At 59.0% G+C, this 14,812-nt stretch carries 13 protein-coding genes; 3 read left to right on the top strand and 10 right to left on the bottom strand.

All coding sequences use genetic code 11. The features are described 5' to 3' along the window. Nucleotides 1-70: 70 nt before the first annotated feature. From OS190_RS05960 to OS190_RS05930, 7 genes are all read right to left on the bottom strand, one after another. Nucleotides 71-730 (bottom strand): thermonuclease family protein, encoded by a 660-nt coding sequence (locus OS190_RS05960; RefSeq protein ID WP_267157746.1) that lies wholly within the window; start codon nucleotides 728-730, stop codon nucleotides 71-73. Nucleotides 731-811: 81 nt separating this feature from the next. Then, a complete protein-coding gene (gene betA / locus OS190_RS05955; protein WP_267157745.1) occupies nucleotides 812-2,470 on the bottom strand; it encodes a choline dehydrogenase in 1,659 nt (552 codons plus the stop codon). Between the two features lie 256 nt (nucleotides 2,471-2,726). Then, nucleotides 2,727-4,184 carry a betaine-aldehyde dehydrogenase gene (gene betB, locus OS190_RS05950; RefSeq protein WP_267157744.1) on the bottom strand — a complete coding sequence of 486 codons (1,458 nt, stop codon included), beginning with the start codon at nucleotides 4,182-4,184 and terminating at the stop codon, nucleotides 2,727-2,729. Nucleotides 4,185-4,236: 52 nt separating this feature from the next. Further along, the gene (betC, locus tag OS190_RS05945; RefSeq protein WP_267157743.1) at nucleotides 4,237-5,745 is read right to left on the bottom strand and encodes a choline-sulfatase; all 1,509 of its coding nucleotides are present in this window, start codon (nucleotides 5,743-5,745) and stop codon (nucleotides 4,237-4,239) included. After that, entirely contained in the window at nucleotides 5,742-6,317 is a 576-nt protein-coding gene (betI, locus tag OS190_RS05940) for a choline-binding transcriptional repressor BetI (RefSeq protein WP_267157742.1), read from the bottom strand. Before betI ends, betC begins: the two co-directional genes overlap by 4 nt. Nucleotides 6,318-6,393: 76 nt before the next feature. Beyond that, nucleotides 6,394-7,296 (bottom strand): DMT family transporter, encoded by a 903-nt coding sequence (locus tag OS190_RS05935; RefSeq protein ID WP_267157741.1) that lies wholly within the window; start codon nucleotides 7,294-7,296, stop codon nucleotides 6,394-6,396. Between the two features lie 37 nt (nucleotides 7,297-7,333). Next, entirely contained in the window at nucleotides 7,334-7,933 is a 600-nt protein-coding gene (locus OS190_RS05930; RefSeq protein WP_267157740.1) for a LysE/ArgO family amino acid transporter, read from the bottom strand. A gap of 92 nt (nucleotides 7,934-8,025) precedes the next feature. On the opposite strand from OS190_RS05930, the gene OS190_RS05925 reads away from it, so the two are divergent. Then, a complete protein-coding gene (locus OS190_RS05925; RefSeq protein WP_267157739.1) occupies nucleotides 8,026-8,913 on the top strand; it encodes a LysR family transcriptional regulator ArgP in 888 nt (295 codons plus the stop codon). 98 nt (nucleotides 8,914-9,011) lie between these two features. Next, complete coding sequence (locus OS190_RS05920) at nucleotides 9,012-9,257, top strand: hypothetical protein (RefSeq protein ID WP_267157738.1); 246 nt, start codon at nucleotides 9,012-9,014, stop codon at nucleotides 9,255-9,257. A gap of 66 nt (nucleotides 9,258-9,323) precedes the next feature. On the opposite strand, the gene OS190_RS05915 is transcribed toward OS190_RS05920, so the two are convergent. Further along, a complete protein-coding gene (locus tag OS190_RS05915) occupies nucleotides 9,324-10,079 on the bottom strand; it encodes a YebC/PmpR family DNA-binding transcriptional regulator (protein WP_267157737.1) in 756 nt (251 codons plus the stop codon). A gap of 139 nt (nucleotides 10,080-10,218) precedes the next feature. Here OS190_RS05915 and OS190_RS05910 point away from each other — a divergent pair, with 139 nt between their 5' ends. Next, nucleotides 10,219-11,991: an SLC13 family permease gene (locus tag OS190_RS05910; RefSeq protein WP_267157736.1), complete on the top strand. Its 1,773-nt coding sequence runs from the start codon at nucleotides 10,219-10,221 to the stop codon at nucleotides 11,989-11,991. Between the two features lie 76 nt (nucleotides 11,992-12,067). Here the strand turns inward: OS190_RS05910 and OS190_RS05905 are convergent, their stop codons facing one another. Together OS190_RS05905 and OS190_RS05900 are read right to left on the bottom strand one after the other, a co-directional pair. Further along, nucleotides 12,068-13,840: an SLC13 family permease gene (locus tag OS190_RS05905; protein ID WP_267157735.1), complete on the bottom strand. Its 1,773-nt coding sequence runs from the start codon at nucleotides 13,838-13,840 to the stop codon at nucleotides 12,068-12,070. Nucleotides 13,841-13,929: 89 nt separating this feature from the next. Next, nucleotides 13,930-14,742: a TIGR00282 family metallophosphoesterase gene (locus OS190_RS05900; protein ID WP_267157734.1), complete on the bottom strand. Its 813-nt coding sequence runs from the start codon at nucleotides 14,740-14,742 to the stop codon at nucleotides 13,930-13,932. Between the last annotated feature and the right edge of the window lie 70 nt (nucleotides 14,743-14,812).

Genomic DNA, 14,812 nt, shown 5'->3' with positions numbered 1-14,812 from the left:
TTCCTGATCGTACCTCGGGTCATTTGCCGTTGAAAACAGCGCAAGGGGATCGTTGCCGCATTGCGATTGGCTATTGTCTTGCGGCCCGCCAGCCAGACGCCCGCGCCTGGGCCTCGGAACAAAACCACCGCTCGCCCGCTTCACTGCGGATTCCGGTGCGTTCGTAAAATTTCTGCCCAGGAACATGATAGATGTGCGCGCCCGTGCCATTGATATTGCCTTTGATCAGACATTTGGAATCCGGTGCCTCGCGTCCCCTGGTCCGCGTCAAACGGTAACGTTCGGGGGAACTCAGGGTAAAGCCATGAATACCCCGATCCGCAATAAAGGCCGCCTTTTCTTCCAGATCATACTCCATTGTGTATTTGCGATAGGCATAGGCCAGACCAGTCGCAACCAGATCCTGCCCGATGTCCAGACCGTCGACAAAACACCGTGCCACAACGCGCTTATATCTGTCGTGATCCGTCGCTTCGCATCGCGCCTGCGCCCCTTGATAGCGGTCACGGACCTGCTGCGTGACCCAGTCCCCACAGCCCCAGTCCTGCCCCGATAGGGTGGTACAGGGCTGGTCACGTTCCGGCGCATCGATCCCGTGCAGGCGCAGGCGAATGCCACCGACATCCAGGGTATCACCGTCGATGACGCGCACCTTGCCTGTGAATTCCGCCGCGATAACGGAATTTGCCCAGACAAGGGCAAGAAGAAAGCAGGAACAAAGTCTTAACATTTCGTTAAGGTGCAGCAGAATTTGCCCCCCCGCAACGACATCTGTTAAGGTTGATTAACGCTGTCTTAACTTCGCAACGCTCTAACGCTGGGCGGTTTTCCAATCGGGATGGTTCCACGGTTCATCATTGGACCGCGGCAAGGGATCGAGCCCCAGCAGATGATCCGACACCTTCTCCCCTACCATGATCGACGGCGCGTTCAGGTTGCCATTGGTGATGCGCGGGAAGATCGAACTGTCCGCCACACGCAGCCCCTCGATGCCAATCACCCGCGCCTGCGGGTCAACCACGGCCTGCGGATCATCGGCGCGGCCCATCCGGCAGGTGCCACAGGGATGATAGGCACTCTCGGCATGCTCGCGGATCACTTCATCTAACTCCGCATCGGTCTGATAGGCCGCGCCAGGCTGGATTTCGTGTTTTACAAAAGGCTTGAACGCTTCCTGGGCGAAAATTTCACGCGTCAGGCGGATACATGTGCGAAATTCCTCCCAATCCTGCGGATGGGACATATAGTTGAACCGGATTACCGGATCTGCGGCAGGATCCGCCGAACGCAGGGTCACCGTCCCGCGGGAGCGCGAACGCATTGGCCCTGTATGGGCCTGAAACCCATGTCCTTCTGCCGCTGCCTGCCCGTCATAGCGCACAGCAATCGGCAGAAAATGAAACTGGATGTCTGGATAGGGCACCCCCGCTTTCGAACGGATAAAACCGGCGGATTCAAACTGGTTCGACGCTCCCATGCCCGTTTTGGTAAATAACCATTGCGCGCCGATCAGGGCTTTGGACAAAAGGTTCCAATGCTTGTAGAGCGTGATCGGCTGGGAGGCCGCCATCTGTATATACATTTCCAGATGGTCCTGCAGGTTCGCTCCCACACCGGGCCGGTTGGCCACGACCTCGATGCCGTGTTCAGACAGATGCGCCGCAGGACCAATCCCCGACAACATCAACAACTTGGGGGAATTGATCGAAGACGCGGCAAGCACCACTTCACGCTCCGCCTCGATTACCTCGGAATGCCCCCGCCGCAACACTTCAACCCCGGTGGCCCGGCCATCGACAATCACGATCCGCTGCGCCAGCCCCTGCACGAGCTGCACATTGCCGGTCTTTTGCGCCGGCCGCAGATAGGCATTGGCCGCAGACCAGCGCCGTCCCTTCCAGACGGTCTGCTCCATCGGCCCAAAACCTTCTTGCTGGGCACCGTTGTAATCATCCGTCACCTGATACCCTGCCTGTTCTCCCGATCGGACAAAGGCCTCGAACAACGGATTGGCCCGCCTACCCCGGCTCACATGTAACGGGCCGTCGTGACCCCGCCATGCCGGATCACCGCCATGACCACCCGAATGCCAGTTTTCCATGCGCTTGTAATAGGGCAGGACATCGGCAAAGCCCCAGCCATGGGCACCTTCTGCTTCCCAATGATCAAAATCCTGCGCATGGCCGCGCACATAAACCATCCCGTTGATGGAGGAGGATCCACCAATCACCTTGCCCCGTGGACAGACCAGACGCCGCCCGCCCAGATGCGGTTCCGGTTCGGATTTGTAGCCCCAATCGTAACGCTTCATGTTCATGGGATAGGACAAGGCAGCAGGCATCTGGATGAACGGACCCGCATCCGTGCCACCATGTTCAATCACGATAACCCTGCGCCCCGCCATGGCCAGACGATAGGCCATCGCACAGCCCGCCGAACCCGCCCCGACAATTAAAAATTCCGCCTTCATCTCACCACTCCCGTGATTCCGCGCAGGGTCAAGGATGCGCCCTTCGCGCACCGGGCTTGCCCGGCTTGTCCTTGAGGCTGCGGGGAATCGCACCTTCAAAATTGATCAGGTGTCTTGAGCCACAGACTGTGGCCTCAAGCACCTCTCAGCAAATTTCCCAAATCCTCAAACCCCGCACAGGCCCCTCGAATCCGGGCTCACCTCTCATCCGCACCAAAATGTAATGCGCGTCAGCGCTCCTTTGGGTCACGCCCCCTCAAAACGGCGCTTCCACATCATCCATGCGCACAAAAACCGATTTCAGCTGCGAATAATGTTCAATCGCTGCCTTGGAATTCTCCCGCCCGACACCGGAATTCTTGGACCCGCCAAAAGGGGCCTCAACCGGCGCATCGTTATAGGTGTTGATGTAACAGGTGCCCGCCTCGAACCGCGCAGCAACGCGGTGAGCGCGGGTCAGATCCTTGGTAAAGACACCCGCCGCAAGGCCAAACTCGGTGTCATTGGCGCGGGTCATCACGTCGTCTTCGTCTTCAAAATCCAGCACCGCCATCACGGGGCCAAAAATCTCTTCGCGGGCAATGCTCATGTCATCGGTCACATCGGCAAAAACCGTAGGTTGCAGATAGAAGCCCTCGCGGTCTATCCGCCCACCCCCTGTCACCAGACGCGCGCCTTCGGCCTGTCCCTTTTCGATACAGCCCAGCACGACTCTCATCTGCCGCTCTGATACCATCGGGCCAAAGCTGGTTTCGGGGTCCATGGGATCACCGATCACAGCCTTGCTCAGCCGCTCGGTCAACCTGGTCAAGAATTGCTCCTTGATGGCCTTGTGCACGAATACCCGCGTGCCGTTGGAACAGACCTGGCCCGAGCTGTAAAAATTGCCCAGAATGGCCCCGCCTACGGCGTTTTCAATATCCGCATCGTCAAAGATGATCAGCGGGGATTTGCCGCCCAACTCCATGGTGACATGCTTGATCCCTTCGGCTGCTGCCGCATAGACCCGTCGCCCCGTCGGGACCGATCCGGTCAACGAAACCTTGTCGACGCGTGGGTCCGTGACCAACGCCTGGCCTACCTCCCCCATGCCCTGCACGACATTATATACCCCTGCCGGCAATCCGGCCTCATGCAGAATCTCGGCGACCTTCAATGCACAAAGCGGGGTCGTTTCAGATGGTTTGAAAACCATCGCATTTCCACAAGCCAGCGCCGGTGCTCCCTTCCAGCAGGCGATCTGGGTGGGATAGTTCCAGGCACCAATGCCGACACAAAGGCCCAGCGCTTCGCGGCGTGTATAGACCCAGTTCTCGCCCAGCTGGATATGTTCGCCGGTCAGGGTTGCCGCCAGGCCGCCGAAATACTCCAGCGCATCCGCTCCGGAAGTCGCATCTGCGACTGAGGTTTCCTGATAGGGTTTGCCGGTGTCATAGGTTTCCAGCACGCTCAAGTCGTGGTTACATGCGCGCAGCATGTCGCTGGCCCTGCGCAGAATACGGCCCCGTTCCGTGCCGCTGAGCGCAGCCCAAGCCACCTGGGCCTGCCTTGCGCTGATGATCGCCTGTTCGATGATGGCTGGCGTCGCACAATGGACCGTGGCAATTTTTGCCCCCGTCGCGGGATAGATCACCTCGATCGGAGTGCCAGCCGTGTCTTCGACGTAGGAACCGTTGATAAAATGGCTGGCGGGGGGTTGTGTATCATAGGGCATCGGTAAGAACTTTCATGCCTCCGGCGGGAGGTTTAGGGGCAAGATGAAGGGGTTATTCGCCGCGCGGGAAGCGTTTGCTTTCTTCCAGCACGTTCAGATCCATGTGGTTGCGCATATATTGTTCCGAGGCCTTGCGCAGCGGTTGATGATCCCAGGGGAAGTAGCCCCCCTGACGCAATGCCTCATAGACGATCCAGCGGCGCGCCTGCGATTTACGCACATCCGCGTCATAAACGGCTAAGTCCCAACGGGCCTCGGATTTGGCGCGCAGCGAGGTGACGGTACCCTGATGGTCGGGGTGGTCGGCAAGGTTGCTCAACTCATGCGGGTCTGCGTCCAGATCAAAAAGTTGATCAGGATCGAGGGCGCAGCGGTTGTACTTCCATTTTCCATAGCGCAGGGAGACCATCGGGGCATAGGAGGCTTCGGCGGCATATTCCATCGCAACAGGTTCGCTGCGTGCCCCGCCCTGCCCCAGCGGCACCAGGGACTGGCCGGTGGTCCAGGGCATGACCTCCTGCATCGATACGCCGGCCAACGCGCAGAGAGTCGGACAGATGTCGATGCTGCTGACCGGGGTGGTTTGCAGGCCGGCTTGCATCTGTGGCGCACAGATCATCATCGGCACGCGCGCCGATCCTTCGTAAAAGGACATCTTGAACCAGAGGCCGCGTTCCCCCAGCATGTCACCGTGATCGGAGACGAAGACGATGATCGCCTCCTGTCGGGTCTCTTCGAGAGTTTGCAAAATCTCACCAATCTTGTCGTCAAGATAACTGATATTGGCGAAATAAGCGCGGCGGGCGCGTTTGATGTCATTCTCGGTGATGTCGAAATTGTCGCGGTCGTTGGCATCGAGGATACGCTGTGAATGTGGGTCGTGATCCTCATAGGCCATCATCGCAACCTCGGGCAGCAATTGCGCACAATCTTCGTAGAGATCCCAGTATTTCTTGCGTGCAACATAGGGATCATGGGGATGGGTGAAGCTGACCGTCAAGCACCAGGGCCGTGTATCGGCACCACGTGACAGATCGTAGAGCTTGCGGGTCGCGTGATAGGCAACCTCGTCATCATATTCCATCTGGTTGGAGATTTCCGCAACACCGGCCCCGGTCACCGACCCCATGTTGTGATACCACCAGTCAATCCGCTCGCCCGGTTTACGGTAATCAGGGGTCCAGCCGAAATCAGCCGGGTATATATCCGTGGTCAGCCGTTCCTCAAACCCGTGCATCTGGTCGGGGCCGACAAAATGCATCTTGCCCGACAGGCAGGTCTGATAGCCCGCCCGGCGCAGGTGATGTGCATAGGTAGGAATCGAGGAGGCGAATTCGGCGGCATTGTCATAGACGCCCGTGGCGCTTGGCAGTTGGCCAGACATAAAGGCCGCCCGCGCCGGAGCACAGAGCGGCGAGGCCGTGTAGCAATTTGCGAAACGGGTAGTCCGCGCCGCCAGCCGCTTGAGGTTCGGCGCGTGCAGCCAGTCCGCCGGACCATCCGGAAACAACGTGCCATTCAATTGGTCCACCATCAGGATCAGAATGTTGGGTTTGCTCATGACGAGGCATCCAGCAAGAGCTGCAGCGTGGAAAGGGCACTTGCCCGCGCCGCCGAGGCTGTGCCGCGTTCGGAAAGGGCGGCACGCAGATACAGCCCGTCAATCAAGGCGGCAATCGTGTCGGAATCCGCTTCGGGTGTTGCACTGATCGGGCGCAGGGCATGGGTGAGGTTCGAACGCAGGCGTCTTTGATAGAGCCGCAACAAACGCCTGGTGTCCTGGTTCGTCGGTGCCGCGGCATAGAGGGTCATCCAGGCGGTCACGGTGGCCGGGGCAAAGCAGGTTTCGTCAAAGCTGGCGATGATGATTGCGGCGGCACGGTCCCGCGGGCTGCGGGCTTCGGCCAGACGGGCACGCACCTCGTCGCCGTATTCCGCCAGAATAAAGCGCATGGCAGCAAGGAAGATCTGGTCTTTGCCTCCAAAATAGTGATGCGCAAGTGCCGTCGACATGCCGGCACGTTTTGCGATCTGGCCGACGGTTACATCAAGGGAATGCGCTGCGCCGATCTCTTGAATCGTCGCCTGCACCAGAGCCGAGCGGCGTATGGGTTCCATTCCAACCTTGGGCATCAGAGAATCCTGTCCTTGAGCGTTCCGCCACAAGGGTAGTTCGGCTTTTATTGACTAGTCAATCAAGAACGTTTCGTCACACCTTGGTCGCGTTAGCATTCGGAGTGATCTCACGCTTCAACATGGCCTCGCGCCAGGTGATGAAGGTTACCGAACTGAGAATCACAAAACCGCCCAGAATGACCCAGATGTCCACCGGCTCGGCAAATGCCAATGCCCCCAGGGCCGTGGCCCAGACCAATTGCAAGAAGGTAATCGGCTGCGTCACCGTTACCGGCGCAGCCGCAAAGGCAAGCGTCATTGTAAAGTGGCCCGCCGTCGCGAAACAGGCAACAACCAACAGGATCAAAATCTCTTGTCCGGTGGGCATGATCCAGACAGACAGCGCCAGGGGGGCCAGCGCCAAGGTGACAAATACCGACATCATGCCGACAACCACGCCGGCACGCACCTCATCTGCCAGCACCTTGGCGATCAGGTAGGACCCTGCGAAAACCACTGCTGCAATCAGCATTGCGATATGGCCTGCGCTGACCTCACGAAAGCCCGGGCGCAGGATGATCGCCGCCCCAAGCAAACCCAGGATCACCGCAATAATCCGTCGCAAGGCGAGCGGTTCGCCAAGAAAAAGCGCCGCGCCGACCGTCACATAGATCGGCGCGAGATAGTTCATCGCCGTGACTTCGGCAATGGGGATGCGGGTCATTGCAAAGAACCAAAGGATCACGCCCATCGCGTGACACAGACCGCGCATGCCGAACAAGGTCCATTGCCGCCGCGTCAAATGCGCCGCCTTCAAGGCACCGAACGCCGGGATCAGGAACATCAGACCCATGGCATAGCGCAAAAAGGCTGCTTCTGCGGCAGGCAGGCGCGGACCCATGAATTTCACCAGGGCCGTGACCATGATGAAAAAGAATCCGGTTACGAGCATCCAGAAGATGCCGGTCAGCGGGCGGTGAGGTAGGGCAGTTGTCATGTCCTATTAGTGAGCCGCGCCCGCAGAAAGGGCAAGGTCACATCAAGAATAGTTTTGCGGCAATCGCCCACATGGTGAGCGCGATGAGGCCATCGAGGATTTGCCAGCTGACAGGCCTGGCAAACAGTGGGACAAGCAGACGTGCGCCATAGCCCAGCACGAAGAAGAAGGTCACACTCGCCAGCACGGCCCCGGCACCAAAGACCATCCTGTCCGGATATTGCGCCGAGATCGAGCCGATCAGCACCACGGTATCAAGATAGACATGCGGATTGAGCCAGGTAATGGCGAGCAAGGTCAGTATCGTGCGGGCAAGACCATGTGACGCCTTGCCGGACGTGTCCAAGGCCTCGCCGCCGCGCCAGGCGGAAAGTGCATTCTGCGCCCCGTACCAGAACAGGAACCCCGCCCCGCCATAGCGCATGGCGGTTTCAAACCCGGGGACAGCCTGCGCCAATGCGCCAAATCCCGCGATACCACCCGCGATCAAGAGCGCATCGGATACTCCGCAGGTCAGGCAGACCCAGAACACATGCTCGCGGCGCAGCCCCTGTCGCAGGACAAAGGCATTTTGCGCCCCGATAGCAAGGATGAGAGTCAAGCTGAGAGCGAAACCGGGAAGGAACGAAGCAAGCATCAGCAAAATCCTGTTTTAAGTCTGCCACTTGACTACCGGGGGGATAGCTCATTAATCAAATTAAAGATAGTAACTCAAGATTAGAAAATCTTATGCCGATCGACCCCACACAGCTTGCCGCCCTCTCCGCCATTCTGCGCCTGGGCAGTTTTGAGGCCGCCGCGGCAAGCCTGAACGTGACACCCTCAGCCATTTCGCAACGGCTTAAGGCGCTGGAGGAACGGATTGGCGCAACCCTCGTCACACGCAGCCAGCCCTGCACGGCGACGCCTTTGGGCACGCGGCTGGCAAAACATGCCGAAGACGTTGCCTTGCTGGAGGCAGCAGCTCTTGGCGACATCGCCAAAGAGGCCGCCTTGCCCGCCCGGCTGACCCTTGCCGTGCCTGCTGACTGTATGGACACATGGCTGGTCCCTGCCCTTGCGGCGGCACCTGCCATGTTGTTCGATCTCCGCATCGACGATCAGGATACCGCAGATGAATGGCTGCGCCGCGGGGCCGTCAGCGCCGCCGTTACAGGCAAGAACAAGGCCGTCACGGGCTGCGATCTCCACCCCCTTGGTGCCCTGCGCTACAGTGCCGTTGCCAGCCCTGACTACATGGCGCGCTATTTCCCGGCGGGGATAACTGCCGAATGTCTTGCTTCTGCCCCGATGCTGACATTTACCTCCAAGGATCAGCTTCAGGCCCGCTGGATTACGGCAAAAACCGGCAGGTCTCTATACCCGCCCACACATCAGATGCCTTCCACCCCCGCCTTCGACAAGGCCGCGCTCACCGGTATGGCCTGGGGTATGATCCCCGAAAGCCTGATCCGCGACCATCTGGCCAGCGGCCGCTTGGTCACGCTCGATGCCACCTTGCCGATGGATGTGCCACTGTATTGGCAAGTGACCCGCGCAATGGCTCCGGCCCTCGCGCCCCTGACCCGCGAAATTTTGCGCATCGGGTTGAAACAATTACGCCCATTGCAGCGCTAAACCACAAAACCGCCACAAATCAATGTGATCTGCGTTGCTGTCCCTAGCATCTGCGCAGGCAAGCGCCTACATGGGCTCCAGAGATGAAGGAAAACAATATGTTCTGCAAACAACATGATCTGATTGTCAGTGATCAGGAATTGGCCGTCATTGAAGCCGCCCTTCATACCCAATCCAAGATTCTGGATGTTCAGGCATCCGCCGGCAGCACCGCCGCGCGCAGCCGGCTGAATGAGGTCAAAAAAGTACTGGCCAGCCTCGCCCAGCAAAAACCGACCGAACAAAACCCGCGCCGCCGCTGGAGGGGGTTTCCCTGGGTCGGTCGCGCCCGCCTGTCTGGCTAGATGCCAGAGGCCCTGCACCTTCCCGAACTGCCGCGCCGCAAGAGCGGCAGTTCAAGTTTCAAATGATCACCCGGCGGACTCTTCAAACTGCATCATCACCTCGTCAGAGGCTTCAAAATTCGTTGTGACACGCTGCACATCATCGTCATCTTCCAGGGCATCCACCAGCCGCATCAGCTTTTGCAGACCTTCCAGATCCAATTCGGTGGTGGTTGTCGGTTTCCAGACCAGTTTGGTCGACTCCGATTCGCCCAGCTCGGCCTCAAGCGCCGTGGCCACATCGTTCAGTTCCGTATCGGCACACCAGATCACGTGACCGTCTTCAGTGCTTTCCACATCTTCGGCACCGGCTTCGATCGCGGCCATCATCACGGTGTCATTGTCTCCCACTTCCAGCGGATAGCTGACTTCGCCCTTGCGGTCGAACATGAACCCGACGCTGCCGGTTTCCCCCAGATTGCCGCCATTCTTGGTAAAGGTCGAACGCACCGTCGACGCGGTCCGGTTCAGGTTGTCGGTCATTGTCTCGACAATAACCGCCACCCCGTTGGGACCATAGCCCTCATAACGGATTTCCTTGTAATCCTCGCCCTCGCCCGCAACTGATTTCTTGATCGCACGGTCGATGTTGTCCTTGGGCATCGAAGCCGACTTGGCCTCTTTCACCGCAAGCCGCAGGCGCGGATTCTTATCTGGATCAGGGTCGCCCATCTTGGCTGCAACGGTGATTTCCTTGCTGAATTTTGAAAACAGCTTGGCGCGAATCTTGTCCTGACGCCCCTTGCGGTGCTGGATATTTGCCCATTTGGAGTGGCCGGCCATGATATACCTCTTGGTGGATTTCCTGCGATTTCCGCCTCTATAGGCCAGCACCGCTTGGCGGACAAGTCGGAGTCAAGTCGTTGTGTCCTGACACCATTCTCCTCTTGCCCTGGAAGTTGATACCAAAGATGGTGCAGGCATGAGCACTGATCAAATCATCCTATTCTCCCTCTTTGGCGCGGTTTTTGGCATGCTGCTCTGGGGCAGGTTTCGCTATGATCTGGTCGCCTTCAGCGCTCTGATGCTGGGCGTCGTTCTCGGCGTTGTCCCGACCGAAAACGCCTTTGCCGGTTTCGGCCATCCCGCCACATTGGTGGTTGCGCTGGTGCTGGTCGTATCCGCCGGCCTTGTGCGCTCCGGTGCGGTGCTGCTGATCACCCGCACGCTTGTCGATGCCTCCCGCTCTCTGGGTGCCCATATCACCTTGATGGGCGCCGTCGGCGGCATCCTCTCGGCTTTCATGAACAACGTCGCAGCCCTTGCGCTCTTGATGCCCGTCGACATCCAGACATCACGCAAGGCGGGCCGCGTCCCCGGCCTCAGCCTGATGCCGCTCAGCTTTGCCACCATCCTCGGCGGCATGGTCACCCTGATCGGCACGCCACCGAATATCATCATCGCCGCGATACGACAGGAATCACTGGGCGAACCCTTTCGCATGTTTGATTTCGCCCCCGTCGGCGGGGTTGCCGCCATCGCCGGGCTGACGTTTGTCGCCTTGATCGGCTGGCGGTTGATCCCGGCCCGCGATGATGCCTCGATCAGCACCGAAGACCTGTCGCAATATATTGCCGAGCTGGTGATTCCCGAGGACAGCAAACACATCGGCAAACGGGTCAAGGAACTCTATCCCGACGCCGACAGCGCCGACGTGTCAATCCTCGGTCTCATCCGCGATGGCAAACGCCGCTACGGCCAGGCGCGCTCCGTGATCCTGCAGGCAGGGGATGCGCTGGTGCTGGACGCGACTCCGGATGCCCTGGACGAATTTCGCAGCACGCTCAAGCTCGCTTTGGCCGATACTGACCGCGAGGAACTCCTGAAGGCAGGGGGCGAAGGTGTTGAGATCATAGAGGTGGTCGTCACGGAATCCTCGAGGCTGAACGGACGCACCGCACAGGCGGTCGGCCTGGCATGGCGCCGGCGCACCGTCCTGATGGGCATCTCCCGCCAGGGCCGCAAAATCACGTCACGTTTGCGCGGTACCGAGCTGAAAGCAGGCGATATTCTATTGCTGCTGGTGCCACGTGACACTGCGGCCGATGTGACGGAGTGGCTTGATGTCCTCCCCCTTGCGGATCGCGGGCTGGCGGTGACGGAAAACACCAAGGTATGGCTGGCCATCGGTCTTTTTGGTGCCGCCGTCATGGCTGCGAGTGTGGGACTGATTTACCTGCCGGTCGCCCTCGGACTTGTTGTTATCGCCTATGTGCTCGTGAAAATCGTGCCCCTCTCCGAACTCTATTCCCACATCGAATGGCCGGTCGTGGTGCTCCTGGGGTCCATGATCCCCCTTGGCGCGGCGCTTGAAACCTCCGGCGGTACCGAATTGATCGCGGGGGCGCTGATCGGGCTGACCCAGGGCATGGCCCCCTGGATCGTGCTGACCGTCTTGATGGTGGTGACCATGACCCTGTCCGATGTCCTTAACAACACCGCGACAACCATCGTTGCAGCCCCCGTCGGCATCCAGATGGCCCAGACCCTGGGGGTTTCTCCGGATCCTTTCCTGATGGCCGTTGCAGTGGCCGCCTCCAGCGCCTTCCTCACCCCGATCGGACACAAGAACAACACCTTGATCCTTGGTCCGGGCGGCTATTCCTTTGGCGACTACTGGCGTATGGGGCTGCCGCTCGAAATCATCGTTGTCGCGGTTTCGATCCCCGCAATCCTGGTGTTCTGGCCGCTTTAAGGGCACTTCCCCCTCCTCTTTTTGGCCTTATATACCGTCCGCACTCTCGACAAGCGCTCCCGTTCAGACCAGGGCGCTAGAAAACCATTGGAATGACAGCACTGGCCAGCAAGGACATGCTCAGGTTCAAAGGCACACCAATACGCATGAAATCGGTGAACTTGTAGCCACCCGGACCATAAACCAGCGTATTGGTCTGGTATCCGATCGGCGTGGCAAAGGCACAGGACGCCGCAATCATCACCGCCACCACCAGGGGCCGTGCATCAATACCCAGCGCCGCAGCAAGGCTGATTGCAATCGGTGTCATGATCACGGCAACTGCATTGTTAGAGACGATTTCGGTCAGCACCGTGGTCAGCAGGAACACGCAGAAGATCACGACGGTCAGCGGCAAGTTGCCAAGTGTCGGCGCAATGCCATTGACCAGCAGCGTAATCGCCCCTGAATTCTGCAAACCCGCCCCCACCGCCAGCATCGAAAAAATCAAGGCCAGCAAACGTCCGTCAACAAAGGTAAAGGCCTCTTCGGCGTCAATACACCCCGTGACCAGCACCAGGGCGACAGCAATGACCGCCAGCATCAGGATCGGTGCCACATTGAATGCGGCGAGCACGACAATGCCAACCAGGGCAGTAATGGCGATGGGGGCATGGCCGCGCCGGTAGGCCCGCGCAGAGGCCTGGCTCACATCCACCATATCCATATCAACCGCCAGACGGTTGATGTCCTCAGCCGCCCCTTCCAGCAGCAGCGTATCACCCACCTTCACGATGAGATCATCCAGTTGCAGGCCGATATTCTGGTTGCGCCGATGCACCGCCAGCGGATAGACGCCATAACGCCGCCGCAACCGGATCGAGCCGAGCGTCCGTCCCACCATACGGCACCCCGGTGTAATCAGCACTTCGACTGTGGTGGTCTCGACCGCTGACAGCTGATCGACGCGCTTCAATTCCTTGGTCGCCTGAAGGCTCAACAATTCCGTCATTTCCGTGCGCAGGACCACGCGGTCACCAATCTCAAGAGACACATCTTTGAGGTTACGCCGCAAGGATTGATCGCCCCGGATCACATCGATCAAGCGGACCCCCTCGCGCTTGAACAGCTTCACATCCAGCACCTCACGCCCGATCAGGTTGGAATCCGGAGGAATTACCGCCTCGGTAAAAAACTTCATTTTCGACCGGTTCGACAACATGGAGGCCATACTGTCGCGATCTGGCAAGAGCTTGCGGGCGAACAGCCCCATATAAATCAATCCCCAGGCACAGACCACCAAACCAATCGGCATGATCTCGAAGATCCCGAACGGCTCCATCCCCTGAGAACGGGCCACCCCGTCCACCAGCAGGTTCGTCGAGGTGCCGATCAGGGTCAGCGATCCGCCCATGATTGCGGCATAGGACAACGGAATCAATAACTTGGACGCCTTTGTACCCAGGGTTTTGCTCAACTGCACGACCACCGGGATCATCACCACAACCACAGGTGTGTTGTTCATGACGGCACTTGCCGCCATCACCGACAGGATCACGCCGATCACCGCCATCTTTGGATTGGTTCGGGCGTATCGTTCGGCCAGTTGCGTCAGCACATCCAGCGCGCCCGTGCGCACCAGTGCCCCCATCACAATGAACATCGCTGCGATCGTCCAGGGTGCCGAATTGGACAACACCATCTGCGCGTCCTGATAGGGCAATATGCCCGTTACAAGAAGGACCGCAGCACCGGCAAGAGCCACGACTTCGGTTGGAAAGCTCTCGCGCAGGAAAAGCACGAACATGATCACCACAACAGTGAGCGCAAGAACCGCGTTTCCGGTGTCCGAAAGGGGCAGAAAATTCATCAATGCAACCTCGACCTGCGCTATGCGACTTGATTGAAATGTCGCTCATCGCCGCTTAGGCGACAAGCACGCGGCTTGTCAAAGCAAAGTCACGGACCGCTGTTTTGAAGCATCCCCCCCTCGCGCACGGGAACGATACGGGTGGCACGGCCGGTTTTGTCATCTGTCTCGATATAGACTCCCGAAAGGGTCGCCTCTCCGTTGGCCGGTGTGAAACGGTCTTTCGGCATGCCGGTAATGAAACGGCGCAAAGGTTCGGTCGTGTCCATCCCGATGACAGAATTGTAATCACCACACATCCCCGCATCGCTCAGATAAGCAGTGCCGCCCTTGAGGATCATTGCATCCGATGTCGGCACATGCGTATGGGTCCCCACAACCAAAGAGGCACGTCCGTCACACCAATGCCCGGTTGCCATTTTCTCCGAGGTCGCTTCACAATGTATGTCAACGATGATCGCCGCAGCCATGCCGCCAAGCGGATGGATCTTGAGCACCGCATCCAGCGCTGAGAACGGGTCGTCATAGGGACGTTTCATAAACACCTGCCCCAGGGCCTGTGTCACCAGAACCTTGCGTCCGTTCCGGGCAGTAAACAGCTTTGCGCCCTTGCCCGGTGCGGTCTTGGAAAAATTGAGTGGGCGAATGATGCGCGGTTCCTGTTCGATAAAGCTGAGCATGTCCTTCTGGTCAAAGGCATGATCACCCAGCGTCAGGCAATCCGCCCCCGCCTCCAGCAGAGTCTTGGCATGCGCCCCCGATAGCCCCATGCCAGAAGTGGCGTTTTCGCCATTGACCACGACAAAATCCAGCTTCCATGCGTCGCGCAGACGCGGGAGGTTTTCTGAAACAGCGCGCCTGCCAGCGCGGCCCATGACATCGCCGAGAAAGAGTATTTTCATGAGAAGAACAGCTAGGGCCAGACCCGCATGCACGCAAGTACAGATTTGGGCGGTTACCCAGACCTTTACC

This window comes from Sulfitobacter sp. F26204 (assembly GCF_026410305.1).
Lineage (GTDB): Bacteria > Pseudomonadota > Alphaproteobacteria > Rhodobacterales > Rhodobacteraceae > Sulfitobacter.
Note: the sequence above shows the minus strand (reverse complement) of the source record. Positions and strands in the feature narration are given on the sequence as shown.